Annotated in this window: 24 protein-coding genes and 1 pseudogene; 3 read left to right on the top strand and 22 right to left on the bottom strand. The window is 45.9% G+C overall.

The genetic code is table 11. The annotated features are described in order from the left end of the window. The first annotated feature begins 65 nt into the window (after positions 1-65). The gene (gene lepB / locus AC0YN7_RS04275; RefSeq protein WP_475808715.1) at positions 66-737 is read left to right on the top strand and encodes a signal peptidase I; all 672 of its coding nucleotides are present in this window, start codon (positions 66-68) and stop codon (positions 735-737) included. Positions 738-958: 221 nt separating this feature from the next. Further along, positions 959-1195 (top strand): hypothetical protein, encoded by a 237-nt coding sequence (locus tag AC0YN7_RS04270; protein WP_475808714.1) that lies wholly within the window; start codon positions 959-961, stop codon positions 1193-1195. On the opposite strand, the gene AC0YN7_RS04265 is transcribed toward AC0YN7_RS04270, so the two are convergent. From AC0YN7_RS04265 to AC0YN7_RS04205, 13 genes are all read right to left on the bottom strand, one after another. Then, positions 1182-4175 (bottom strand): cohesin domain-containing protein, encoded by a 2994-nt coding sequence (locus tag AC0YN7_RS04265; protein WP_475808713.1) that lies wholly within the window; start codon positions 4173-4175, stop codon positions 1182-1184. The two genes, AC0YN7_RS04270 and AC0YN7_RS04265, sit on opposite strands and share 14 nt — an antisense overlap. 872 nt (positions 4176-5047) lie before the next feature. Next, positions 5048-5425 carry a hypothetical protein gene (locus tag AC0YN7_RS04260; protein ID WP_475808712.1) on the bottom strand — a complete coding sequence of 126 codons (378 nt, stop codon included), beginning with the start codon at positions 5423-5425 and terminating at the stop codon, positions 5048-5050. A 390-nt stretch (positions 5426-5815) separates the two neighbouring features. Then, on the bottom strand, positions 5816-7117 hold the full coding sequence (locus tag AC0YN7_RS04255; protein ID WP_475808711.1) for a sulfatase-like hydrolase/transferase: 1302 nt from the start codon (positions 7115-7117) through the stop codon (positions 5816-5818). Positions 7118-7158: 41 nt separating this feature from the next. Continuing rightward, positions 7159-8970: an alpha-glucuronidase family glycosyl hydrolase gene (locus AC0YN7_RS04250; protein WP_475808710.1), complete on the bottom strand. Its 1812-nt coding sequence runs from the start codon at positions 8968-8970 to the stop codon at positions 7159-7161. Between the two features lie 28 nt (positions 8971-8998). Continuing rightward, positions 8999-12067, bottom strand: a complete 3069-nt coding sequence (locus AC0YN7_RS04245; RefSeq protein WP_475808709.1) for an immunoglobulin-like domain-containing protein — start codon at positions 12065-12067, stop codon at positions 8999-9001. An 84-nt stretch (positions 12068-12151) separates the two neighbouring features. Then, the gene (locus tag AC0YN7_RS04240; RefSeq protein WP_475808708.1) at positions 12152-12304 is read right to left on the bottom strand and encodes a hypothetical protein; all 153 of its coding nucleotides are present in this window, start codon (positions 12302-12304) and stop codon (positions 12152-12154) included. A gap of 150 nt (positions 12305-12454) precedes the next feature. Beyond that, on the bottom strand, positions 12455-12835 hold the full coding sequence (locus AC0YN7_RS04235) for a hypothetical protein (protein WP_475808707.1): 381 nt from the start codon (positions 12833-12835) through the stop codon (positions 12455-12457). Beyond that, a complete protein-coding gene (locus AC0YN7_RS04230; protein ID WP_475808706.1) occupies positions 12832-12987 on the bottom strand; it encodes a hypothetical protein in 156 nt (51 codons plus the stop codon). Before AC0YN7_RS04230 ends, AC0YN7_RS04235 begins: the two co-directional genes overlap by 4 nt. A gap of 455 nt (positions 12988-13442) precedes the next feature. Further along, positions 13443-15494 (bottom strand): hypothetical protein, encoded by a 2052-nt coding sequence (locus AC0YN7_RS04225; protein ID WP_475808705.1) that lies wholly within the window; start codon positions 15492-15494, stop codon positions 13443-13445. Positions 15495-15581: 87 nt separating this feature from the next. After that, complete coding sequence (locus tag AC0YN7_RS04220) at positions 15582-15926, bottom strand: hypothetical protein (protein ID WP_475808704.1); 345 nt, start codon at positions 15924-15926, stop codon at positions 15582-15584. Between the two features lie 31 nt (positions 15927-15957). Next, positions 15958-17025 (bottom strand): hypothetical protein, encoded by a 1068-nt coding sequence (locus tag AC0YN7_RS04215; RefSeq protein ID WP_475808703.1) that lies wholly within the window; start codon positions 17023-17025, stop codon positions 15958-15960. A 198-nt stretch (positions 17026-17223) separates the two neighbouring features. After that, positions 17224-17589, bottom strand: a complete 366-nt coding sequence (locus AC0YN7_RS04210; RefSeq protein WP_475808702.1) for a hypothetical protein — start codon at positions 17587-17589, stop codon at positions 17224-17226. Positions 17590-17612: 23 nt separating this feature from the next. After that, positions 17613-17972, bottom strand: coding sequence for a hypothetical protein (locus AC0YN7_RS04205; protein WP_475808701.1), 360 nt, complete (start codon positions 17970-17972; stop codon positions 17613-17615). Positions 17973-18338: 366 nt separating this feature from the next. On the opposite strand from AC0YN7_RS04205, the pseudogene AC0YN7_RS04200 reads away from it, so the two are divergent. Further along, positions 18339-18482: pseudogene (locus tag AC0YN7_RS04200) on the top strand (IS110 family RNA-guided transposase); the annotation flags it as partial. Positions 18483-18733: 251 nt separating this feature from the next. Here the strand turns inward: AC0YN7_RS04200 and AC0YN7_RS04195 are convergent. From AC0YN7_RS04195 to AC0YN7_RS04155, 9 genes are all read right to left on the bottom strand, one after another. Next, complete coding sequence (locus AC0YN7_RS04195) at positions 18734-19624, bottom strand: hypothetical protein (protein WP_475808700.1); 891 nt, start codon at positions 19622-19624, stop codon at positions 18734-18736. 64 nt (positions 19625-19688) lie between these two features. Beyond that, on the bottom strand, positions 19689-20159 hold the full coding sequence (locus tag AC0YN7_RS04190; RefSeq protein ID WP_475808699.1) for an NUDIX domain-containing protein: 471 nt from the start codon (positions 20157-20159) through the stop codon (positions 19689-19691). Positions 20160-20247: 88 nt separating this feature from the next. Continuing rightward, on the bottom strand, positions 20248-21069 hold the full coding sequence (locus tag AC0YN7_RS04185; RefSeq protein ID WP_475808698.1) for a GNAT family N-acetyltransferase: 822 nt from the start codon (positions 21067-21069) through the stop codon (positions 20248-20250). Positions 21070-21081: 12 nt separating this feature from the next. Further along, positions 21082-21696 (bottom strand): DUF3885 domain-containing protein, encoded by a 615-nt coding sequence (locus AC0YN7_RS04180; protein ID WP_475808697.1) that lies wholly within the window; start codon positions 21694-21696, stop codon positions 21082-21084. Between the two features lie 197 nt (positions 21697-21893). After that, complete coding sequence (locus AC0YN7_RS04175; RefSeq protein WP_475808696.1) at positions 21894-22556, bottom strand: alpha/beta hydrolase family protein; 663 nt, start codon at positions 22554-22556, stop codon at positions 21894-21896. 106 nt (positions 22557-22662) lie between these two features. After that, positions 22663-22788, bottom strand: coding sequence for a hypothetical protein (locus AC0YN7_RS04170; protein ID WP_475809105.1), 126 nt, complete (start codon positions 22786-22788; stop codon positions 22663-22665). Between the two features lie 485 nt (positions 22789-23273). Continuing rightward, positions 23274-23813 (bottom strand): hypothetical protein, encoded by a 540-nt coding sequence (locus tag AC0YN7_RS04165; protein WP_475808695.1) that lies wholly within the window; start codon positions 23811-23813, stop codon positions 23274-23276. A gap of 49 nt (positions 23814-23862) precedes the next feature. Beyond that, positions 23863-24315 carry a GNAT family N-acetyltransferase gene (locus AC0YN7_RS04160; RefSeq protein ID WP_475808694.1) on the bottom strand — a complete coding sequence of 151 codons (453 nt, stop codon included), beginning with the start codon at positions 24313-24315 and terminating at the stop codon, positions 23863-23865. A gap of 15 nt (positions 24316-24330) precedes the next feature. After that, entirely contained in the window at positions 24331-24504 is a 174-nt protein-coding gene (locus tag AC0YN7_RS04155; RefSeq protein ID WP_475808693.1) for a hypothetical protein, read from the bottom strand. Positions 24505-24707: the final 203 nt, after the last annotated feature.

Below are 24707 nucleotides of genomic sequence, written 5' to 3'. Positions count from 1 at the left end.
TTACGGGTCATTAACGGCTTGTCGTTAGTGGCCCTATTAATCTATTTAGGTGAGGATGAATCTAAATGAAATTGCTAGAAAATTTTGTTATTTGTTTATTTTTAATTATTTTTGTGACAGCCTGTGCAAAAGAACCGACAACGGGAATTGATAAGATCAGCTCTATCACGGATGGTCAGACACCACAAAGGCCTGAGAAGGCTGTCACGACTACGAATATGCTAGTTGTTGAGAATCCTTCGGATAGCATGGACAGAGGTAAACACGAATATGACTCCACAGTGGTAGGGGCAATTGTTGTTGATCCGAAATTCTATACAAATCAATCATTTTCACGTGGAGACGTTGTTTATTTTAAAACACCTGCGTTCAAGAATGAAAAAAATCCAAAAATGAAACCAGCTGAGTTTAATATAACAAGAGTAATAGGGCTACCAGGAGAAAAAGTGAAGATTGAACTTGGCCAAATATACGTAGACGGCAAGCTGTTGGATACGTTTTATGGAAGAGCCCAATCTAAAGGCATGGATCGTGCGTCTTATGAAAAAAACAAAGACAAACTGCTGAATGGGGAATCGTTGAAGGAGTTCTTTGATACCAATCTGAAAGAGGTTACTGTCCCTGAAAACCATGTTTTTGTGTTGGGCGATACTTGGTGGCGAAGCGTAGATAGTCAGTTATTTGGGCCGTTGTCTGCTTCCGAAATTAAAGGGAGGGTAGTTGGTTATGAGAAGTGAATTGGTAGCCACCCCCATTTCTAAGAACCTAAATCTAGTCAATTAGCGCAAAAAATAAATAAAATTACGACTAAAATCTGATGTCAGCCCTTTTACTTTGTATGAGTAACATGATGGTACTTTTCCGCCATCAGATGCGCTGCCAAGAACACGCGAATAGAGCCCCTCCTCCTTTTGGTCTTAGTTGATAGGAAAATACGACTTCTGAGGAAGCCGTGCTATTGCCGAGACGAAGAGCAATCAGCGGAGAGATACTTTCTGAATCGTCAAGGATAAAGCCTACCGGTGTCTTTGACGCTGGCGTTTACCACGCCGCTTCCAAGATAAACTTTCCGATACGCAAAGAAAACCGTCCGAAAGTTAAAGCTTTCGGACGGTTTTTTCGTTCCGCATACGATTTCAAACACCACGGGACGCAAGTCCTGCTGGTTTCTACTTTTATCGTCAATTCGCCATGATCAGCTTTGCAAGAAGCGTCAAATCGGCGGAGGATAGCACGCCATTTCCATCCAGGTCGGCCGGCTTCAAATTCGGATCCCCGTTGCCTTTGCCGAGGTTAAAGGAAGCGATCGACAAATCGCCGACGGACACTTTGCCGTCCCGGTTTACGTCCCCAGGAATAACCCGTTCAACGAGAATGTCCATCGAGGCCGGAGAAGCCTCGCTTTCTTTTCCCTGTGCATCGCCCAGCATTACTTTCAATACCGTAATATTCGCTGTATCCGTCACTTGAATGTTTTTGGCTTTGAATGTAATCGCGATTATGTCGCCATCACCGGTAAACCCGCAGCATGTTCCCTGGCTCGCTACAAAGATCCGTAGCTTTCCTTCTGCTTGCTTAACGGCTCTGACAATGCCGATGCCATCCCTTAAAGGCTGAACCGACACATATTTCAGCAATTCCGGATCGTAATTTACGATAATGTCTTGAGCGTATACGCTATCCGTTACTCCCTTTAACCCATACCGTACCGTAAACTCTTCTCCCGGGCTTACCGCCCCGGCGCCGGTTAACGTCGATTCCGCAGTTGTGCCGGAATTACCGCTCTGCACCGTTACGGGAACTGCCGCCGACAAATGTCCGTAAGCTGCCGTGATGACCGTCGAGCCGGCCGACAAGCCGATTACTTTACCCGCAGCATCCACGCCGGCGATAAGCGGACTGCCGCTTGCATATTCGGCCAACGCCGTCACATCCTGAGTCGTGCCGTCGGACAGAAGAGCCGTAACTGTCAATTGATGCTCGCTGCCCGCCTCAATCGGAGAGGAAAGTCCGCTAATCTGCAGCGAGCGCACGCCGACTGCCTGAACGGTCAATTCATAAACGGCGGTTTGCCCGCCATAGGATGCCGTAATCGATGCCGTCCCTGCGCTCAAAGCCGTTACAAGCCCGTAGCGTGATACGGCGGCAACGGCATTGTCGCTGCTCGTATATTGAACGTCTGCAGTGACGTTTCTTTCCACACCGTTCCCGTATACAGCCGCCGCCGACAATTGAACCCGCTCCCCTCTAATAAGCGGCGCGGAAGAAGCTTCAAGCCGAAGCGATTGAACGTCTTCCCCGTCCTCCTTCTCCGAAAGCGAAACGATGCTGTAAGGCGCAATGGTGACCGTCGCCTCCCCGGCAGACGATCCAGCTGCGTCGGCTCCCGCGGAATGCCGCGCAAATTCGCCGCTGCTGCGAACGGCAAACGTGCGGCTGCCGACTCCGGTCAGCTTCACTTGCCGCGTTTCAGTCGCGGAATTGTTGATCAGAACAATTTCCATTCTGCCGTCCGGCTTCTCGAACGCAGTCACGTACAGGTCGGCTGCAGACGAAGCATCGCGCTGCGATCCTAGCATGACCGAGCCCGGAGGAGCAGCATCGTAGAAATGCTTCAGCATATCGTATACCGGGTACCATGTCCTGCCGTTGTAGTTGTATATGACCAAGCCGCCGCTATCCGTCGCGGAATAGGCGAAATACTGCAGCAAATTTGCTTTGCTGTATGTCAGCGAATCATAGATGGCTACCGCATTTTTCATGGCGCGCGACCATTTGTCTTTGTCCGTAACGATGATCTGATCTTCCTGTTCGCCGACATGCAGCTTGACGCCATAAGCGCGGGACGCTTCCTCGTAACGCTGAAGCCCGGCGACTGAACGCTCGTAAGCATGAAAAGAAATGCCGCCGAAAAGTCTTTCGCCCTCCGGATTCGCATAAGCGTCCTCGAACAGGACGCTCTCGACATACTGCGCGGCGGAAATGGTCGCCGAGTTCGTATCCCCCGCCAAATACTCCGTAAAGTAGCCGTTCGCTTCCAGCTTCCGTTTCAGCTTCTCCGTTAGCGACGCATAACGAGCCGGCGTAATGCCGTTAATGTAGACGCCGCCGCCGTTCGGCTCGTTAGCGACCGCAACATAATCGAAGGTTACGCCATAATGCTCGCGCGCATACAGCATATAGCTGGCCATGCTTTCCGCATATTCGTCGTCCATATCGGCCGGAAGCGTCATTTGGGCGCCGGACCAGTTGTATTCGGGCGGCTTGCCGACCATCCAGTTCGGAAAGCGCCAGGATCCGAGCGTCAGCTTGACGCCCCTGTTGTAAAGCATTTGCAAGGCGAGCAGCTCCTGATGCACGTCCCCTTTGTCGCCGGCCTGGAATTCGCTCCAGTCGAAGGCTTGCGGGTCGTCATCGTCGTTCGCCTGCTCCATCAAATACCAATAACTGCGTACGCGTATATTTGTCGTTTTCAATTCGTCGAGCATCTTGCTCATATAATTCGGATCGTTTGCCGCAAACAATGGCAGGAACTGCGGATAAATATTGCCGCCCCAGCCTTCGATCGTCTGGTATCGGACATTTGTATCGATATGCACGGTCTCCGTGCTAGCCCCTGCGCTCTCGTAAACTTCAACTTCGAATATGCGCGCGATCGTATCGTACCTGCTGCCGTCCGTAACATAGACGCGCAGCTTCTGCGTCTCTACGGGCACAAACGACAAATCGTTGTACTGCCCGAGCTTGCCGTCCATCGTATTGCCAGTGACTGCCGCTGCAGTCTCCCACCCGGAGCCGTTCCAGTATTGAATCTCGAAATCGACGAGCTGCCAGCCCGGCGAGGTCATATTTCCGCTCCACAGCCGGACTCGATCGATACTAACGGAACCGCTCCATTCAAGCTGCAGCCATTGCGGGAGCTTCGGCGTGCCTTCCGGAGGCATGGCGTACCATTTGGAGCTCCATCTGCTCGTATTGCTGTCCTTGATCCCGTCCACGGCTTTGTCGGGTGTATCCTCCGTCCCATATGTACTGGCCGTAACGGTTGCATTCATCGCGATATTTGCGCCTCCGGCCGCTTCAGCCGGAAGGCCACCCCACGGCGATGGGGCAAACAAGCCGAGCAACAGAGCCGCAATGAGGACGAAAATAGTTGAAGATCTACTCTTTTTCATCTTATAACCTCCGATATGTTTTCGATTTCCGACATGAAAGAAAACGCTTACTTTAACCTGGAAAGAAACGGCTCGGCCTTCGTCCGGCGAAGCGAGCCTATTTCTCCGAGCCAGTATGCAGCAGCGCTACTTTTTATCGCCGAATTTTAACTTGTACTGGTCGGTCCCCTTCCAAATCAGACGGCTCGGTTTGTCGCGCCTGATGGCAGCAGGAACGGCTTCTAGCGAACCTGCGCTTCGAATTGTTCTCTCCCCCTTCGTTCTGATTAGCCGGCTACGAACAGCTTAATCCGGAACAGGGCGGCAGAACAGGTTCAATCGTTGTCGTCGGCGGATATTCCCTAAAACCACGCCGTATCAAGCTTTTCTCGGTTCACCGGACATTTTGTGCTCTCCGAAATCCGGGGCTGAATAAAAAATGACCGCCCATCCGGGCGGAATCGGCCTTGCACATATCCTGTTGCAATTCCTCCATTCGGGGGGTAGAACCGGAAGTTGTACTACCTTCTTCCTCTATACTTACTATCAAGCCATAAGTTAATAAACAATAAAAGGGAACCCAACAAAGAAAGAACTATGATAATAAGAAATAAAGTACCCGGATAATAATATGAAAACTCAATCAATGTCATTTGCTTATTTCTACTAATATAGTTGAGTAATAATACAACTGCTACACAAATACCCGCCAAAATCCAATAGGTATTTATACTTTTCATTATCAGGAACTTGTATATGTTAATCTCTCAAAATTCATTTGGCTCTTTTCTAGGTTTAATATCAATCCACATACTCAAAAGACAAACCACAATTACACATGACAGCAGCCACCAATCACTCATTTCATTTTTCAATATCCCATACGAACCTGTTCACTCACTCTGCGGCCAACTCCGCTCGCGTTGTCGAACACCAGCCGACTGGGCACTCCGCCAATTCGCCTGAAGATGTCCTGCAAACCATGCGTCACGCACTCCGCCGTTTCCGTCGTAGAAATCCGCTTCCCCAAAGTCTTCTTGTGCTTCGCCTAGCGGCCATTCCAGCTCTAATTTACCTTCTTGATGATGATAATCTCGCAAGCTTTTCACATATCGCTGGACTAAGGGATACGAAGCATCGTATTCGGGTCGCTCTTGGGTAAGCCGGTTATGGATTCGCTTAGCTGTATGGCGCTGCTTATAACGGTTCTTCCGATCTTCCTCTAACCATTCCCGAATTAACGGTTTGAACGGATCCAATTTCGATGGCAACTACACACTTGCCTTTGGTTCCTTTTTCTCAAAAGCCTCCACTGCCATATACTTACTCCCCGTCCCCGCACCTTTCGCTTCTCTCTACGAATAGGCTACAGGAGTCTTCTATTTCCCTCTATACCCCCACGATTTATTGGGGTATTTCTGCATGATTTTTTTGGGGAAACACCTTTGATTTTTCGGGGTATTAAGTGAAATGATGAAAAGTCATATTATTTGTTCAACCTGCGCCGACTGACCAATTCCCGCTATCGCCTTCTACAGATAAGTTGCATCAGATCCTCTGAACAGGCTAATTGTGCCGCTCGATATAAGCAGGATAAGGCCGTCCGCTAATCAAGCTCTCGCCGTCCGTAAATCGTTCGGGGCGGTCCTGCAGTTTTGCGATCAGTTTCCTTCTACAGCTTCCCTGTAATTCTCGGAATCGATTACATTCCGGCACTCTTGTGGATCTGTTCGAAGATCGAAAAACTGCTCTTCTCCACTCCGTACAAACCAAATGTATTTTTCGATCCCGTCCGTCAACGTATGGTGAGGTTGAAAGCTTACGGTTCCCTCTCCATGCTCTATGTGGACGTAGGGACGCCAGGAAATCTCCTCTTCACGCATTAACGGAAGCAAGCTTGATCCTTCGACCGTATTCGGAATCTCTACTCCTGACAAGTCCAATATCGTGGGCATGATATCTTCGAGTGATACGGGCTTGCTAATGACCTGACCTTTCCTTATTCCGTAACGGGGCGGAGCAGAAATGAAAAATGGAACGCGGACCGACGGTTCGTAAGGAACGCTTTTGCGAAAGAGATAGTGATCCCCCAACATTTCGCCATGATCACTTGTAAAAATGATGATGGTGTTATCCGCTCCATCCGCTTCGACGCTTTTAAGCAGACGCGAAAGTTGATCGTCGATATGATTAATTAAGCCGTAATACGCGGACCTGCATGAAAGCAGCTCTTCACCTGACAGGCATACTTCGGCCGAATCGGCCGGACTTCCCTTTCCCCCGGTTGCAGGTGCTTTAGCCCATTCGCCAATCACTGGTTCCGGAACACCCGTTCTCATAAATCGTTCCATATAAAATGCAGGCGGTATTAACGGCGGATGCGGCGCAAGAAAGGAGACGGTCAAGAAATACGGACACGAAGGATCACGATTTTGTAAAAATCGCTGCGCCTCATTTACGGTCCAGTTCGTATAGTGCAAAGATTCATCATGAGGCCATGGTCTGGCTGTCCTGTCGTTGTGCATGACGCCAGTTGCATAATAGTGTCCGGAAGGCTCATAGGAGATGTAAGATAACCTCTCGTTCAACCATTCGCAGTAATCCGGATAGCTTACGGTATGATCGTAACCGTATCTTTTGTTCTGAGGAAATTGGTGCATATCTCTTCCGACCAAATATGTGTGATATCCAACATTTTTCAGCGCCGTCGGCAAGGATATCGATGCATCCCACTCCGCTTGTTGATAATATCCGACAATGCCGTGCGTATCGGGGTATTGTCCCGACAATAACGACCGCCTGGCCGGGATGCAGACAGGACATGTCGAATAACACCTGTCAAAACGTACCCCTTGTGCGGCGATGCTGTCCATATTAGGTGTCAACAGCACGGGATGTCCTTCAATGCTCAAACAATCGCCGCGCTGCTGATCAGTCATGATTAGCAAAATATTCGGTCTCATTATCAAGATCTCTCTCCTTTCTTCCCGCCGTTAGCCTCGAATCATACCTTCTCGCTCGCAGCCCCGGCGTTCGTCTGCTGATCCAGCGTCAAGTTGACGACATCGGCCAGCCCCAAGAAAATGTTCAGCGCAGTATCGGATGGAGCATATATCCAAGGTTGCAGCGAGACGCCTTCGCGGTGCAAATTCAGTTCGTTCTGTACCATTTCGTATGTTGTGCGGAAATGGAAATGTTCCATACATTCAGCATTTTCGCCTTCCCGACTCAACCGATCGATGCTTGCTTGGATCCGGCAGCGAGCTTCCAACAGCTTCCAGCGCCAGCCTTGCCTTGCCCATTCTTCCATTTGTCCACTAATCTCATCGGCTTGCATTACCAACCGTTCTGCGGTCTCTCCGGATTCCCCTCCTAGGATGAGGTCCTCTAATCTATAAATAAATCGGTCTGCCTGCCGCTCCGTCCCGGCTCCAAAATAGTATCTGCAGTACTCTTGCACGATCTGTTCAATTTCCTCATCACCATACCACATTATTTGCGACCAAATCACTTTGTTCATATCTTCATAGATACCTTCCGAATAAGGAAATGCTCCAATGATACTATCGCTTAATTCCGCATATTCGGCGGCGAAACGACGCGGGGCCGGGTTGCCTCCTTTTCCTCCCCAGGGCACAGAGTCGAACATGCTGATTTCCGGAAACAGCACGAGAGGATGACGCTTCGGTATGACTCTGTCTTTCTGTTTCCATCTTTTCGCTTCGACCGCCCCAGCCAAAATGTATTTGAACCACGACGTCTCCCGCTCGCTTTCTTCCTCCAAAAACTTGAAGAATGCAGCGTCCTCTCCGGTCTGATGCCCATCAAACCACCAAGCGCTTATGTTGACCGTCATGCCGGGCAAGTGCCGCGCCCCTATCGACGCGATTTCTCGGTTCAGTCCCATGAAAGTAGCAGGCCAAGGTGTACACTTCGAACAGTTGCAGCCACCTTGATCGTAAGGCCATAACCATAATGAATCGATAGGCGGCATTTGGGAGAATAAAAGTTCCTTGTTGCTTAAAATCATCTCTCTGCCATCAGGCTGAGACGGACATATATCCGTGTCGAATCCTCCGAACTCGCGGTCTCTAGCGCGCAGTGGGTGGTAATCCGTTTCGTCGAAACTGTTTTTGCTAAGCATCGCGCGTCCGGTTCCTACCTGTCCTTTAAATCCTTCGTTAGCGATCGCGATTCGGCCTACCCTCATGCCAACGTCACGTGCGAACGTTTCGAAATGCGCAAGACGTGAAAGCATCGGCAGTCCTTCCTCCAGTGAGCGGTAATGAGAAATGTCGAACCATACGAGCAATTCGTTGATTCCCCACAAGGCTAACTCTCCCAAATATTCTCTAACGTCATCCAGCTCCGCTTGGCAATACCAGTTTCCGAAGTGTGTGGCAAAATAGATACCGCGTATGGATTTGTCCGGACGAGAGACGATATCCATTTGCGGTATATGCATCGATCCGGCCGAAAACACGATTTGACGAAGCAGCTTGCCTATTCCGTACAGAACACCATGCGGCGTATGAGCGGCAACATAAACAGTCTTATTTGCGCCGCCCTGAATGATAAATCCTTCATCTCCCAAGTCGGCGGGTAGGCGCATTTCCCCATTCGCGCAAAGCTTTCCGATATGAGCGCAGCTTTCCGGAGTTCCTGCGATGATGGTTCTGCCTTCCGTATATCGTTCACCTTCCTGAAGGACAGAAATGTCAATTCCGGCACGATGATGCGATCGCTCAGCGAACAACTGCGCCGCTTTACGCTCCAGTTTCGTAGCTTCCGAGCCTATTATGATGGAAAATGTCATGCTCCCCCTCCTTTACGTCTCGTCTCTTTCACAATATGTCTAGTAAAGATTGCGTATCGCGCAGCAAGTAACCTGCTGCCTCAGCGTTAATGTGCTTGCCGTTCTGCGCCTTCACTTCATTTAGGAACGCTTGCAAATTACCGTGCTCCAGTTTCTTGGTCAAACTGTTGGCAATACCGTTATTGTCGATCCATCCGTTATCCGTAAACGCAGCCACCAACGCTTTAAGCGAGCTCAAACTTGCCGTCGTCTCGAAGTTTACGCTTGCGGTTCCCATATTTCCGGAAAAGTCTTGTGCAATTACCGTCAAAGAATGAGGACCGAGTGGCAAGGTATAAAGCTTGATTAACGTTCCTTCTTGTACGGGGTTACCGTCAAGCATCACGGTTATTTTCGACGGGTCGACTCCGGATCCGGTATCGGAGATGCTGAACATCGGAAGCAAGCTATCCGAATCATTGTAGTTTCCGTTAACAGGCGCATTTATCGTAATGGAAGACACCGTCGTATCGCGAACATAGACCGTACGGGTAACTGTTCGGGCAACCAAATGGTTAGAATCCGCCGCATTGTAAAATAGGTTATACGTCCCGATAGCATCAGTAAGGACGGTACCGAAAACTTTTACTTGATCAGTCAAATCGGTTCCGAATTGGTCCTTCGCCTGAAAGCCCGGTTCGACAAAAGGAACGTTCATTTCAACATACATCGGATTATCGCCAGCCAATGTTATGATCGGACTCTTCGTCGTGCTGCCGGAATATGTTATCGACGGGTCCCAAAGCGTAAGATCGTAAGAGGTTTCCTCATTACAGTTTACAACGAAGCGGATCAAGTCCCCTTTATTCACAACCAAGTCCAAGTCATGCGCCGATCCGGTAAAATCGGTTACCAGCCGCGACCATATCAACTCGCCGTTTTTCAAAATGCTAACGTTTACGCCATTGCCTAATTCCGCATCGCGCTTTTTCGCCGTTCCCTTGATGGCAATCGTACCGTTCTCGGGTGCTTCCCAAGTCCTCACGGAGTCCATGTTCTCGGAAGGATGCTGCCAATTGTCACCGACGTACATGAGAGGAGCGCTTCCTTCCCAAAGCCCGAAATCCGCATTCCAGGTCAGAGCGGAATATACGGCGCCGTCATATTGCTCGTATCGCCATTGGTTGTTCCCTTGAACGCTCGAATAATCCGCCGATGCCGCATAAACGGGCAAAGCCTCTTCCTCCCAGCTTCCTTCGGAAGGATGCACAACTTCTTCAATAAACGGACTCCAGCTTGTACGTGTATTGGAAGGACTGCCATTGGCATGCACAACAAAGTAAAACCGATCTCCACTTTTAACATCAAGCTCAATATCATGGGCAAGTCCCATCACGCTTGTAATCGGATACGGTCCCCATAACGGAATGTCGTTTTTCATAATGCTTACTTCCACACCATCCTCGAAGGAAGAAGCCGCATTCTTAGCCGTACCGGTTATTCTAATACGTCCATCCGAAAGGGAAATCCATTTGCGTACGGAATCGAGACCGTTCGAAGCACTCTGCCAATCATCTGCAATCGATAGTGCATTCGTGCTTCCCTGCCATACCTCCTGGCCGGTGTCCCATTGCATATCCGTATACCCGCTGCCGTCAAATTGTTGATAATACCACCCGTTCTCGCCTTGAATGCCATGGAATTGCGTCGATGCGTTATGAGTAACATTTCCGTTCGGGAGCTTCACCACATTTCCAAAAATATTGTAACTGCCTGACGGCCACGCTTCGGTTGCTTTCGGGTTACGGTCGAGTATCATATTGAGCTTCTGATCCGGATACGCTTTAATAATCGTATTGCCGGATATCGTCCCCCCATTGTCCGCATTGAATTGATGGACAAGGAACGCCGCATGCAAGCCGTCATCTTTGATTCCGTTATTTTCGAACAGATTGTCGATTAAACTCGTATTCACGTTATCCATGCCGCCGGACCACAGCGGATTCCGATAGTACATGACAGCTTCGTCTTCGTTATCGTGGATATAACTGTTTTTGACGGTGACATTTTTGTTCAGCCCTTCAAAATCGATTCCAACCCCATCCGGAGAATTTGGAGATACCGTATGCCCGACCTCTACATCATCAGCAACAAAATGATGCACCGCGTTAAACTGTAGTCCGGCAGTTCCCCACACCATACCATGCAAACCGGAACGCAAGATGCGGCTGTTAGTCAGTGAGCCTTGCGGCTGTCCTGGCCCGGGGTAATTGTAGTTGATACCGGTGAGCAGGATTCCTTCCCTGTATGAATCCAAAGCTGTAATCGAATCGATCGTGAGGTTGTCGGCATGCCTGATTTCCAGCGGGCCGTCCGTACGTTCGATTAAGTTGTTCTTCACGGTTACGTTCTGCAGCCGCTCGCCCGATTGAAGGAACGTGTAAATCCCGACCGAATACGGCATAACCTGCAGCTCGACATCCCTGTTGTCCGCGGCGGGATACGGGGTTAACGGCCATTTCGTAATGTCATGAATATAGCAATCTTCGATCCAAAGACCATCCCGGGTTCCCGGCGCATCATTGACGTATACGATGCCGCTTCTGGAATTTGCAATCTCGATTCCTAGTATTTTCCATCCAGCTGTACTGCTCAATTTAACGGCATAAAGCAAGCCATTGTTGGCGGCACTTAATGGATCCGATGCTGGAATTTCGTCGGGCGAAGCGTATGGCGAAATAATCGGTCGCTCTCCTGAACCATAGGCTGATAACTTGATCCAGTCCGAAGACGATCCACTGCCATGAAGATAAAGGGTTTCTCCCGACCATGTATCGCCTCTCTTTAGCAGAATTGAATCTCCGGGACCGAACGAAACGGAAGATATTTGGGTCAATGATTTCCAAGGCGTGGAAGGACTTAGACCGCTGCTGGAGTCGTTTCCTTCTGAGCTACTTACATAGTAGATTTGCGGGATAGTCGGTATCGAGACCAGCTCTTCGCCCGCACTTTTTGCTTCCGCATAAGCGTTCGATCCTAGCGGTAATACCAGGAGAAAGACAAATACTTGCAGGATTATCTTCCGTTTATTGATGTTCAAATTCATCCATTTTCCCATACGTTACACTTCCTTGGCATCAATTTGTTTTCACAAAAACGGGGAGAAATGAGCTTGGCGCCCTACCCTCCCTTTCAAATAAAATCATTTCAGTTTGTCCATCGTTTCTTTCACATACTGCTGTGCTTTGGCGTACCCGACTGCGTTCAGCTCGCTGTTCATTTGGGTCCATCCGACATCGAGCGCAATCTCGCCACTGACGATCATAACCGTATACTTCTCCATAATATCGGTCATTTTCTTACTGGTTTCCCCAAACTCGACTGGGAAGTCTAATACGTTGGAGACATCCGACATGATCAGATTTTTGTTGATAAAGACATCCTGTCTATCCGCAATTTCACGGTTTTTGTTAAACGTGTTGTTGCTTAACGCTTCCAGCTTGTTTCATTTAAATTGGTACAAGCTGCCGAAATATTGACCGAACTTGTATAGCCCTGATAATTCTCCGCCGATCGAATCGAACGTATTTTGCGGCTCTTTTCCCCTGTTTTCCAGATTTGCCACGATGTTGTCTCCGTCTTTTTTATAATGGACGCCTTCAATGCCAAAATAGGTCAAGTTTCTTCCTTCCGGACTGTAGAGGTAATTTTTGTTCCATTCCGGTTTCACACCAAAGCCGGCAAAGATGATGTTAAAGCAATCCCTGATTTTGGAGCCAGTCAATCCCACGGTATCCTTCTTATTATTGCCGTCAGGATCGCCTTCCGTAAACGCTTTCAACATCGCCGTAAATTCCTCGATATTGGTAGGCTCTTTCAGGTTCAACTTGTCCAGCCAATCCTTGCGGTAATAAATGGCGTGATTGTTTGCTTGAGTAACGACAGGAACAAAGTAATAATGGCCATTTTGATGCTGACTATGAGCTTGTTCGCATCCTTTGAAAAAACTCCGCTGCCGATCGTGTCCATGTTGTCCAAAATGAGAAACTCGAACAAAATGATTTGAATTAACAAGAGTCTGAGCAGACTAATTTTCAACGTATTCCATGTTACCGTTCGGAAATAAGGATCTGTAAACAGCTTGTCGAAATGCTTGGTTCCAACCCACGGACCCCCCCTTTCTTTTTTTAGACTATTGTCTATAGAAAGAGTATAAGGAATGCTTGCTCAGAGAAATATACAGCAGTTTTTTTATTTTGTATCTTTTTTTTGGTTATTGTGAAAACGGGATAAATAGGGGCGCCGCCCTTATTTACAACAGCTTCTTTAACATCGAATTCCCCACCTGCACTTCACCTCCCGTCTCTCAAGAAATCGTTTACAAAAAAAGTATAACACCAGTTCCGGATGCGGAAAGCGAATGATAAAACCCACACGTCAGGTTAAGATCGTCTGAAGGTGGGTTCAACAAATTATGAAATTATTATCGTTCGTTACCAGCGAATGCGGAACGTTTCATACGATAGAGGTTCGGGTACACTTGCTTCGGTCAATGTAATGCGCTGCCCGCCGCCTGCGTGTGCGGATATCGTACAGGATGCAGCCGTCCACTCCCCGTTTCGTTCCAGCCTTTCGAATACCCGTATGCTCCGCTCGTCGGTCAGCCATACATCAACCGTGGAATAACGCTCCATGGCAAAGTGACATAAGCCCATCATTGCTTCATCCCCAGCTTCGCCGCATCCCTCCCACCAAATCGGGTACATCTCGAGCACGTTTTCGATCATCGCAGGACAATCTCCCTGAGAGAGAAATGCGATTACCTGCTGCATAAGCCATTGCCTGCCCCTTTCTTTCATCGGCAGTCCCATATGCGTCATAACCGCCACGCGGTATGGAAATTCCGCCACTGCTACGCCGCTCGAAAGCGCCACGCCTTCAGTATCGTATAGACAGGACCACATTTCCGCTCCTTCCATAGCTTTAACGGTATAAGCGGTTTGGTAGGTGACATGCCAACGAACGGCCAGATTTTTCCCACGCAACCACTCGGGAGCCCTATCGGTCAAAATACGCTCCGTCTGCACCTTTGACTTGAACGGTTCCTTTATGACGCGAATCGGACAATCGCGAAGCAGCCCCATCTCTTGCAGCCGAATGTATGCTTCAGGGGCAAGTATGGCTCCTCGCTCAAGCATTTCTCGAAGATCTACTATGCTGTACAGTTCGGGAACACTTCCGGTCAGAATAACGAGAGATGCGTCGGTTGGTGCCTGAGGGATGCCAAGTCTCGCCAGATTATGATTCCACTGCGGGATGAACAATTCGGATCCGAGTTCCCCGAGCTCCGCCAAGTTAGGTGGAAACGGCATAGAGGCGCCGCGTCTCCGTTTGCCGGTAGCTGTTTGCGCTACTTGACGCAAGTAAGGCTTGACCGACGGCACCGTCATGGCGACATTGCCGGATATGTCATGCAAACCAAGAAAGCTGTCATGGATACTAAGTGTCATAAGCCCGTTAGTAGAAATCGTGTTCAAATACATTTCGAGCGCGAGCACTTGCGCCGATTTCAATCCGGGCACGAATGGATAGTTTTCGATTTCACTGCAAAGACGTACAGGTACCGTCAACATGGCGGGTAGTGGATCAGCGACCTGAATTACCTTATCAAGCAGGTCAAGCGGCCGCTCGTCGCGATAAAATCCGCCTCCTGTACGCAGCCACGGAACTCGACCGTCCCCTTGTAGCGCTTGAAGCTCCTCGTTCAGTTTCCTACCGCTGAAATAGTTATAGAATACTGGGGGGATCATGATCCCCAGTGCAATATCCGGATTTGCGTCCTTAACGGCACCTTGCAGCAGCTTTGCCAAACCGACGAGGGACTCGCCTTGGACTTCGAACCATTGGCGTCGGATATCACGTTGAGGGTCTCGATGGGCAAGCAGCAGACCGATCAGTTCTTCGCGTCCATAGCTTTGGCCGGCTTGGCGCGCAAACTGTTCAAGATGAAGGGGGCAGAAGCATTGCAGCGTTTCCGCACCTTCTCGTCCATATAGCCGAAAATCGTCATCGATCCATATCGACTCGATGTCCAATCCCTCGGCGTAAAGTCTGAACGACTGGACTATATATTGTTGGAATAATGGATCAAGCGGACAGGCACAGCCCTGCACAGCTTTGCCGAACCCGTCTACTATTGGTTGAAAATGTCCCATTCCGGCGGCCGGCTTCGCTTCACCGTGGCCTAGCGTTACAAAAAAATTAAGCATCGGTATCATACCGCGTCTGCGAACTTCGGCAAAGCGTTCCCTAAGCAGTGCCACTCTCTGCGGCAGTTCTTCAAGCGGCGGGTGCGGCGGCATTTCACCGTGCGCGTTGAAAGCCATAATAGCGTCGGCACCTGTCTTTTCGGCGAAATCGAGAGCTTCGTTCCATAGCGATTCATTTTCCAGCAGCGTCCAGCCGGGACGATAAATATATTGCACACGATCTTCTTGATGCCGGTTGTTATTTTCTTTAACCCGCCTGTCATTCCTTCCAGTCATGTTAATCCGCCTTCCTATGTGCCTGATACAGGCGTATTCGAATGCTTCGTTATCAATCCACTTCCTGCTTTAGGAGTATATCGATGCTTATCCGTTTCTAACAATCAAACTGACAGGACGCATCAGACCATAGGGCTTTACAAAATAGCCCGGATCGTCACGGCTCCCTTCGCGCTGAAAGAACGTCCAGTCCACCCATGGATTGTGCGTGCCGATCTGATGGAAGGGGCCAAGTAACTTTCGGAGACTGCCAGCCAACTCGATTTCGATCCCGTTCATTCCAGATAGCAGATATTCGGTTATGTCGATGCCGTCCGCTGAACGCCATGGAATATGTCCTGCGCATCGGCCATTGATTCTTACTTCTACTGTAACGGCCTCCCAATTTCCGAGCTCTAGTATGACCCGGCAACCTTTTGCTTGCTCAATCAATCAACGCTGTTTACAAAGTCGTACCGATACATCATATTTCCGGGATAATGCAAATACCCTTGCAGCGTCCAATCACCGACCGCCGCGGAAGAATGATTCGAGGCCATTTCTGGTCTATGAACCAACCGTCCTGACGATATTCTACAAGGTCGCCGTTCAAGTGGATATGTAAGGGTTGGTAGACGTCAAGCGCTAGCCATACGTCCCCATTCGGTATTTCATCGACCTCAAATGAGAATACCCATTCGACGGGTATTCCATCATGCGTATGTGCAACGTCGGCCCAGCGGTACCTTTGGGACTGGCCGTTATAATGGTTCTCCCGCATCCCGAAACGTTCGCGTATCTTCTTCTGTGCTTGCCATACTTGTAACTCCCCGCTCGGTTGTTCCTCTCCGACCCGATAGGTACAGAAATCCAAAAGCAGCGCATTAGGCATCGTCCGGTCAAAAGCACATAAATTGGGCAGCGTAAAGAGTGCCATTTGCTGCTCATGTGGCAGCCGATGGGAAAATCTCGCTTCAGCCAGCAGCGGTGCAATTTCCCGACGGACTATATAAAGCCGCGAAGCGGCAGGCCCGAACGTGGCCAAGAAACGGATATTGCCGTCCGTTCGATTCACCCCGACCCTCGCATGGTTGCCGGTAAACGGACCCCATTCCTCCACGTCGCCGTCCATCTGTAGGATGATTTCAGCCTCGTATCCACGAGTACGGTCATGATTGACGATGAACAAAGCATGGCAATTGTCATACTCCTTGAGTAGATAAAGTAACTCTGGTATTTCGAAGCCATGCTGTTCGCGTAGCGATACGCTGCGATCCTGGATCGTTTCAAGTGCCAAGACACATTCGCGTATCGTACCGACAGAACGAAAATTCGCATGCTCTGATAAAATGCCCAGCTTTTCCGATCGCTCTCCATTTACACGAAACGGGAGGGGCTCTACCGCAATCACCGTCCCTCCAGCATCCAGAAAACTAATCAACAAAGACAGCGTAGAATCGACCAGATTGGAAAGCATGGGAAGCACAACTATCCGGTAGCCGGCGTGCTTGACGAACAGCTGACTTTCGAGAATGAAAGCATCACCCGCCATAATGAGCTCGTCACCGAAGTCAAAATCGCTGGTTTAATAACTCTTTTATGAAGGTGAATAAGTTAGCCTCATATTCGTTGGCTTTCTGCAGACTCGGATCCATCCATTCCAAATAGCGGTATGGATCCGAGCCAACCGACGTCCATAAGCTCGATGCCGGGTGAACGACCAAAATGTCGCGTACGGCAGCCCCTCCGCTTAATACGGACGAAAGCGCGAAAAATAATCCTCTGTCACCTGATTGTATTTCCACCATGGCGATGAGTCGTTGAAGTTTGGCGGGAAATCACGTTTTCTACAGCCTGTCAGGCTATAAAGAGACAAGTGCTGACAACGGAGCGAGACGCCCAAAACAAACTGCCAGTCACCCACCCATTTCTGCCCTTCGAACGTGAAATCCCAGCCGCTGCAGCCGTACATTTCTGACAGCACATGCTTCCTGCGGTACTGATTGGCCACGCTAGTACACTGCTTGACCGTTAGCCATTCCACAGTCTTTTCCTCAAGCAGATCGATACCAGGAATCCTGAAAACGAGGAATGTCCCCTCCGTTTCCAAAGGCAACTCGTTGATCCGGCACACCTGTCTTAGCACGCTTCCTTCGATACTGGCGGAGAAGATCGCCAGTACATCGTCGTCCTGAGGCATAGCATCCTGATATACTTCGAGCGTGATAGCCTTACGCCACCTTGCCGACACACCAGGCCTCCAGCCCCACCTGATGGAAAATGGTCTTCATCGTATAACCAGGCATGCATACCCATTCTCTTCGCCGCTTCAACCACAACCGCTACGCAGGATATCCAATCCTCGCCCATATACTCGGTTTCAAGTCCTTCCCGGGAATGCATGAAAAACCCGCCCATACCATGGCTTTTCATTTCTTCCGCCTGTCTGACCAGTTCGTTGACTTCAAGCTTATCGTTCCATGCCCAGAATGGGATCAACCGGAATTCTGTCGATGGATTCTGAAACCCAGTACGCAGGCTATTCCACGTTTTGTAAGTCTCTTTCTTTGCTCCCCCCCCCCGTCTTTAGTTTATATGTCAAGTATAAGGAAAGCTCTTACCAAGAAATATGCTGCCGTTTTTTTATTTTGTGTCGTTATTTTAGGAAGTTGGGTACGATTTCTAATTTGTGGATCAAAAAGCTAGGTTCGCACCTTGACATTCCTCATGGCAACTGGTTATGAACAAGTACGGAGTGTTGATGCGGCTTTAGCTAGCAACTGAGCGGCAAAAAAGAAGGAGTTAAGAAATAAGGCCGCCGATCCGAGTCGGCAGCCTAATAATGAAACAAAAGTTTCCGTTAGAATTCCCGTGAAACGATTAATAAAAAAACGAGCGCCTGTTGTCGGGATAGACATTGCCCAGCAGATGCATGTTGCACGCGCTGTAAACTTTCGTGGCATCATTATCGGAGACTACTTATCTTTTTCTAATCACGAGAAGGGGTTTGATTATTAAGATGAATTGAAAAAAGTGCTCAGTTAACTTCCTACAATTTTTGATTTGCAAGAGGTTAAGCCCAAAGATGTTGAAGAATTCATTCCTTATGTATTAGGCGATATGAAGTACGAAAAACGAAGTCATCAATGAAAAACTTAATGTATTTACATTTGATCAGATAGTGGGTTATATAGAGACATCAGTTGATTTGGGGATACTGCATATTAAACCGATACTTACTTAATATAATTTTCTAGGATCTAAATCTCAGAACGAATCCAGTTGAAAATCGGACCTTTTCTAAACCCAGACCTTTGGGCAAGTTTGTGCATGTTTTCATATTTCGTCCACAGCATAAACCAGCGGAACCCATAAGATAGCATTTGCCGACTTACTATCATCAAAGCAGCCTGTCCTAATCGGCAGCCCATATATTTTTCAAAAACCTCTATCCATTCAATATCTGCCATTCCTTTATGTCTTAATCCAAGCGCCAGTGAAGAAGGAAACCATATATCCACTTCACATGTTTTCGATTCTCCTTCGTAAATATTTAAATGTGCTGTTAAGTTATCATTATTGTATTCAAAAGAATACGTCATTTCTGAAGGCAGATCTTTTTCGACTATTTTACCGTCTAACCAGTAACTTTGCCATTTACAATCATCAGTTATTAGGAATCCATTGTTGGAAATGGCATGAATAAGATGGGGCCAGCAATCAGGAATACCCTGCCATCCAATCCCAAAACAATTTCTTATAGCAAAGTCAATGCCAGAGTAGCCTCTCTCCACAACAAGAAGCTTTATTCTTGAAATGAAATCATTAATTTCCTTTTGATAATTCGCGTCACCAAAAAGCCAATTGACTGATACATAGTTACCGTTAACAGGATAAGTTGATCGACGATCGACTGGAAACGTAATTTGTGCGCTTGCTACTACGATCCCCCTTTTAACCCCAACAAACACCTCATGCATATGCTCAAAGCATCCGAACCATATTTCATTTGTATGATTTGGTGCATTAATAATTGAACGAATCTCATCATCCGATGGAACATAAAAAGGAGGTATCTGGCGAACATGGTTTCGAATCATATCAAAGACTTGATTTTCATAATACGGTCTTAAATTTATTACTTCCACCATGTTTTCTCTCCTTAATGTTCCTCTAATTGTCCCTACACAAGGCCTACAAATTTAATGCTTACGTTTAAGCAAACTCAATTAATTTTATATCGATTTCTGCTATTGCCCCTATTTCCGAAATACCATCCCATAAAATCATCTTTTCAGCCTCATCATTTTCTACAAAATTAACGACATGATCCAATTGACCAGAATATAGAGCGCCATACTCCATTCTTTTTGGTCCGTGAAAACTTGGCTGGAGATCAAATTTCATTAATCCCTTGAACACAACATGATGAGCAATTTGGTTGGTTTCTTCAAAAAGCTCTCTAATCACGCACTCCCTAGTAGATTCCCCCTCCTCAATTACTCCACCAGGTAATTCCCAGCTCTTTCTCCATTTGTTTAACATGAAAAGATACTTGTCTTGACAAGTGACAACAATTAATGAATGTGTTAATGGCGCATCCAGTGAGAAATTTTCAATTTCATCCTCTGCAATCGGAAAGAACTCTAGAAAAATGTTACCTTTAGCATCCGTTACTATTGCCATATTTTGTACCTCCATTTCTAATTGTTCATTTATTAACTCTTCCATTCAGGTTTAACGATCTTTAGAGATAATTGAGATGAAGATAAGTTTAAATTTGATACGTATAGTAATCCTGTGCATGCTCTACTTTGAACCCAACTGATTCATACAAACCTAAAGCATGGTCATTTTTCGTTTCGACTTCCAAATGTACCGAATACCCTGCCGAACTTTGATCTCTTATAATTCGTCGTAATACTTTTCTGCCAATGCCTTTACCTTGCTGCTCTGGTAAAATAGAAAAGCCATAGATCCAAGCTTGCCCATCTTCTCGATATAAACGAATTTTCCCAACCGTTTCTTCGTTCACAACAATCATGAACATATCGGTGTCTTTATCCCCGTCGACCATAGTTTCCATAGCTAGAGCATCTTCTTCGTTCAGGCCGAACGCTGTAACCGACAAACGCACTCGCATGTCAAAATCATCCGCTCTTGCTTGTCGCAGAATAATACCATCAACATCTTCAAGTAACCTATCTTGCCACTTCATTTGATGTTCTGAAAATGAATACTCAGCACCTTGTTTATTCAAAAAAGCTTTTGCTGAATCAGATCGCGCGGGCGCATTCAATAAGATTTTCTTGTAGCCATTTTGTTTGACTATGTCCATTCCTTGCTTAAATAATCGTTGAAAATGTCCCTTCCTTCTTTCACTTGGCTTCACCATGCCGCATACTTCGACTGTAGAACCGAAAGCATACAAACCTAAGAACGCTACAAGTTCGTCATTTTCATAATGAAGAAAGTCTAGCTGGTCTGAGTCACGTTTTCGCAACATTTCCCAGTTTAATTTCAACTGTACATGATCATGCATTTCGCACTCTTTCTGAAGTTGTTCAATATCCTGCAGTTGTTGAATCGATAACATAATTGCCTCCTTTTAGTACGAATTTTTTATGTTTGAGTTAAAGACAAGGTCAATTTGTTCTCTATCATAATCAAGGATCCAATGATTATATTTCGTATATAAGTCTTTCAAATCTTCCTTCGAGCTACCGACTATATCTAGTCCCCGACTATCGTAAAAATGAAATATGGTGTGTCTTGTCGTATTAACGAAAAATATAGAACTGTTGCTAAATAAGAATTTCATAACTTTTATATCAGATACCTTGCACTGTAAAACATAGCGATATTTTTCCCAGCCTTCATTATCTTCAAGTATAGGAACGGTTTTACAACTAAGATTGCGGAGAAGCTTGGTGTTTTTCAAAGAATGCCTAAAGGCATTTATTTTTGCTTTTTTGATGTATTTCCTATTGATATAAAAATATAGCATTATAAATATATCATCATTTTCATGATGAGTTTCTTTGAATAATCTAGTTGAACGATAATGAACCTGTTCAAAGTATACTTCGTCACTAACCTCAGGGTTTGGGTTTCCTATTTCAAATCGCAAGCCTACGTCAGCATTATAAAATAAAGGTTTATCAACCTCTAGGTTAGGAAAATGTTGTTCGAGATATTTATCAAGTAAGAGATTAGCATTCATGTTGCCCCTCCTGGTTTCAGTTATCTTGCCAGCCTTACATCCATCACAATCCGAGAATCTATCTAAAGATCGTTCAATCTTTATTTAAGCAGCCAATTCGTCCAATGCTCCCATACTCTTGAACGCAAAGCTTTTCCATGTCCTACTCCATCAACTAAAAGTAATTCACTTTGAGTTGCCCCAATACTTTTAAGCGTTTAATAAAAGGCTTCTGTATGATACGAACGAATTGTCTTATCATCCTGACCATGGACCAGTAGCAACTTACGATTGGATAGCTTTTCAATATATGAAGACGGATTTAATACACTATTACCCTCCAAGAAATCATTCCATTCCATTTCATCCAACCCTCGAAATACATTTTCATGACATCTCTTTAAATATGGATAAAGTGTAGTTAAATCATCTTCAGGCTGTGTTGGGTCACTATTTTGTTGCATTGGTTCAAGCAACGGACAAAATGAAACTGCAGAATCCGCTAAGTCTGTCAATGCAAGAGCACAAACTGCCACTCCCCCACCATAACTATTACCCACCAAAACGAGACGATTAATTGACCAGCGAATCTCTTTTTCAGTTAATAAATCTTTTGCTTTGCCGCTCGAAAGTAGTTCTAATCCTAACTTTATACCTTCAATAGAGCTTGAAGGACTAAACTTCCCATAACTCTGCCAACTTCCTGGATACCTAGCTTGTAAAATGCTAAATCCTGCATTAGAAAGAGGTGCAGCTATGTCTTCTGCAATAGGGGTATTTGGCAAACCTGGGCACCATACAATTCCGACCCCATTAGATTTATCAGGCTGTGGCAAAAATAAGTCCCCAAGAATATCACCATTACGAATAAATGCCTGCATGTCATACCCCCAATTCATCTGTAGGAACCACGTTTCCTTTAAAGCTTCATAAACAATAAATTTTTATGGTCTTTTGAAAGCTTCAACAAATTGAAGTTATCGCCTTTTAAATCGGTTTTGATCCTATGGAATTCGTTCCAAGCCAAATCCAAGGTACATTATCCGAGCTAACTCCATTCTTGTAACAGATATTTATATACCATTGAACTATTTCCCCCTCAGCATCAAACATTGTTGTCACAGAATGGTTCTTATCCGTAGGGAATTGTTGCAACCATAAATAGCCGTCATCACTAATGCAAATATTTCTATCGAGATAATTAACATATAGCGGTTCTTCAACTTTGACTATTTTATTTAGTGTTATATATCCTTCAAAAAAAGGCTGTCGATCTCGTAGCAGTCGACAGCCTTTTCCTGATGTTTATTAAGCTCATCTGTCCCTTTAGTTCAGTGAAATGAAGTGAATTACTCTTCAGGTTTATCTATGTAACCAAAAGACACTCTTGAGGGCAAAACTGTATCTTTTAATCGTTCATACTCATTAATGATATCTGGAACGTTCTCTGATGTATGAATTATACCGTCTATTATAGATTTTAATATTGATAAGTCCTTTTCATCTAATATTGATAACTTTTCTATAGAAAATGTTAAAGTTACCATTTCCTTCGACACAAACATCACTTCAATCGTATTGATCGAAAATTACTCTTTTTATTCTGATTCAACTAATACTATCCCCATCTCTTCTAACTGATTAGCGTCAAATCCACTTAAATGATCTGAAGAAACCCATTCAAAATTAACTAAACCAAGCCTTTGAGCTATTAGATATGCCGGCGGGTTTTCATAGTCTATTTTGCTATCCTTAAAATCGAAGATTTGCCTAAGATCATCAATGGAATGGCCTTGCTGTATAACCAATTCTTCCAACACTTCGAGATCGAATAGTTTCTTCTCTATAACAAGTTCTTCTCCTGCCCAATTCGCTTCATAATCAAACACAAGCTCATCTTTATTGTATATTTTTAATGTCCACATATGGTCTTCAAGAAAGACGTAATACACTAGTATTCCAGGATTCATATCGCTTAATATTTCGTCTACATTTCTTCCTCTATATTCAACTACAAAGGTTACCCAACCATTCGTTTCTTCATAAACATACCCCGTCATATCAGCATTATGAAGGAGATTTACTGCTTTTGTCTGATCAAAAGTTTTAAGATTAAAGCTTTCACTAAATTCGCTCATGCAAATCAACCTCTTTCTAATTATAATCAGTTATTTAAAATTAATCCCATTATAAATCTTGAGATAAACGTATCATATCTACTACTTGTATACCATTTTCAAAAATTTCTTCAATGTAATGTCTAATGAAAAAGTCCCTGTCAATTCCAGATATTCTAAATCCACATTTCTGATAGAGAGCAAGTTGTACTACACTTGAATTTCCAGTACCGATTTCAATCGTTTTAAAACCAGACAACTTTGCATTTTGAATGGCATGGTTAACTAATTGTTTCCCTATTCCTTTGCCTTGGTGCTTTTCATCAACTGCTATATTTACAATTTCAACTGTCTCAGGTCTGGTCGGTAGTAAAACATATACACCTATTGTCTTATTACCCAATTCAGCAATGTAGCATTGACCTCTATTGATATATTCTTCTACAAGTTTCTGGGAAGGGTCCGCTAATAAAAGCAGTTCCATTGGAGGCAATTCATCTGCAATTAACTTACGTATTTCCATATATAACTCCTTACGTTAAATAGTTACTTTATTAAGAGTAAATAGCTCTAACTCTTGATAAACATCCTCTGCGTTACAGTCGGGGTTCAACTTTTGAATCATCTCTGTCGTAATAGGGACACCAGCATAAATGTTTGCAACAATATCTAATGATGGCGTTAATTCAATATAATCTTTAGAGAAATCCACAAAATCCTCCGCCGTATGTAAAATTGTTCCTAACAAAAAATCAGAACCATCTGCTTCTCCCTCAGGAATCTCAACTACCCCTTTCTGTTCGAAACACCTTCATATATTCCTGGCCATATTTCATGCTCGTCACGTACGTGTGGACTTAATTCAGATTCATGATCAAAACCTTTTAATATGGTTCCTTGAGGAGCGCGTCTTAT

The sequence above is a fragment of the Paenibacillus sp. J31R122 genome (genome assembly GCF_056269185.1).
Note: the sequence above shows the minus strand (reverse complement) of the source record. Positions and strands in the feature narration are given on the sequence as shown.

What these genes read in the sequence shown, in the direction of transcription:
- lepB (WP_475808715.1), top strand. Translation starts at nt 66, where the DNA reads ATGAAATTGCTAGAAAATTTTGTTATTTGTTTATTTTTAATTATTTTT.
- AC0YN7_RS04265 (WP_475808713.1), bottom strand. Translation starts at nt 4,175, where the DNA reads ATGAAAAAGAGTAGATCTTCAACTATTTTCGTCCTCATTGCGGCTCTG.
- AC0YN7_RS04255 (WP_475808711.1), bottom strand. Translation starts at nt 7,117, where the DNA reads ATGAGACCGAATATTTTGCTAATCATGACTGATCAGCAGCGCGGCGAT.
- AC0YN7_RS04250 (WP_475808710.1), bottom strand. Translation starts at nt 8,970, where the DNA reads ATGACATTTTCCATCATAATAGGCTCGGAAGCTACGAAACTGGAGCGT.
- AC0YN7_RS04245 (WP_475808709.1), bottom strand. Translation starts at nt 12,067, where the DNA reads ATGGGAAAATGGATGAATTTGAACATCAATAAACGGAAGATAATCCTG.
- AC0YN7_RS04240 (WP_475808708.1), bottom strand. Translation starts at nt 12,304, where the DNA reads ATGACCGATATTATGGAGAAGTATACGGTTATGATCGTCAGTGGCGAG.
- AC0YN7_RS04225 (WP_475808705.1), bottom strand. Translation starts at nt 15,494, where the DNA reads ATGACTGGAAGGAATGACAGGCGGGTTAAAGAAAATAACAACCGGCAT.
- AC0YN7_RS04215 (WP_475808703.1), bottom strand. Translation starts at nt 17,025, where the DNA reads ATGGCGGGTGATGCTTTCATTCTCGAAAGTCAGCTGTTCGTCAAGCAC.
- AC0YN7_RS04195 (WP_475808700.1), bottom strand. Translation starts at nt 19,624, where the DNA reads ATGGTGGAAGTAATAAATTTAAGACCGTATTATGAAAATCAAGTCTTT.
- AC0YN7_RS04190 (WP_475808699.1), bottom strand. Translation starts at nt 20,159, where the DNA reads ATGGCAATAGTAACGGATGCTAAAGGTAACATTTTTCTAGAGTTCTTT.
- AC0YN7_RS04185 (WP_475808698.1), bottom strand. Translation starts at nt 21,069, where the DNA reads ATGTTATCGATTCAACAACTGCAGGATATTGAACAACTTCAGAAAGAG.
- AC0YN7_RS04180 (WP_475808697.1), bottom strand. Translation starts at nt 21,696, where the DNA reads ATGAATGCTAATCTCTTACTTGATAAATATCTCGAACAACATTTTCCT.
- AC0YN7_RS04175 (WP_475808696.1), bottom strand. Translation starts at nt 22,556, where the DNA reads ATGCAGGCATTTATTCGTAATGGTGATATTCTTGGGGACTTATTTTTG.
- AC0YN7_RS04170 (WP_475809105.1), bottom strand. Translation starts at nt 22,788, where the DNA reads ATGTTTGATGCTGAGGGGGAAATAGTTCAATGGTATATAAATATCTGT.
- AC0YN7_RS04165 (WP_475808695.1), bottom strand. Translation starts at nt 23,813, where the DNA reads ATGAGCGAATTTAGTGAAAGCTTTAATCTTAAAACTTTTGATCAGACA.
- AC0YN7_RS04160 (WP_475808694.1), bottom strand. Translation starts at nt 24,315, where the DNA reads ATGGAAATACGTAAGTTAATTGCAGATGAATTGCCTCCAATGGAACTG.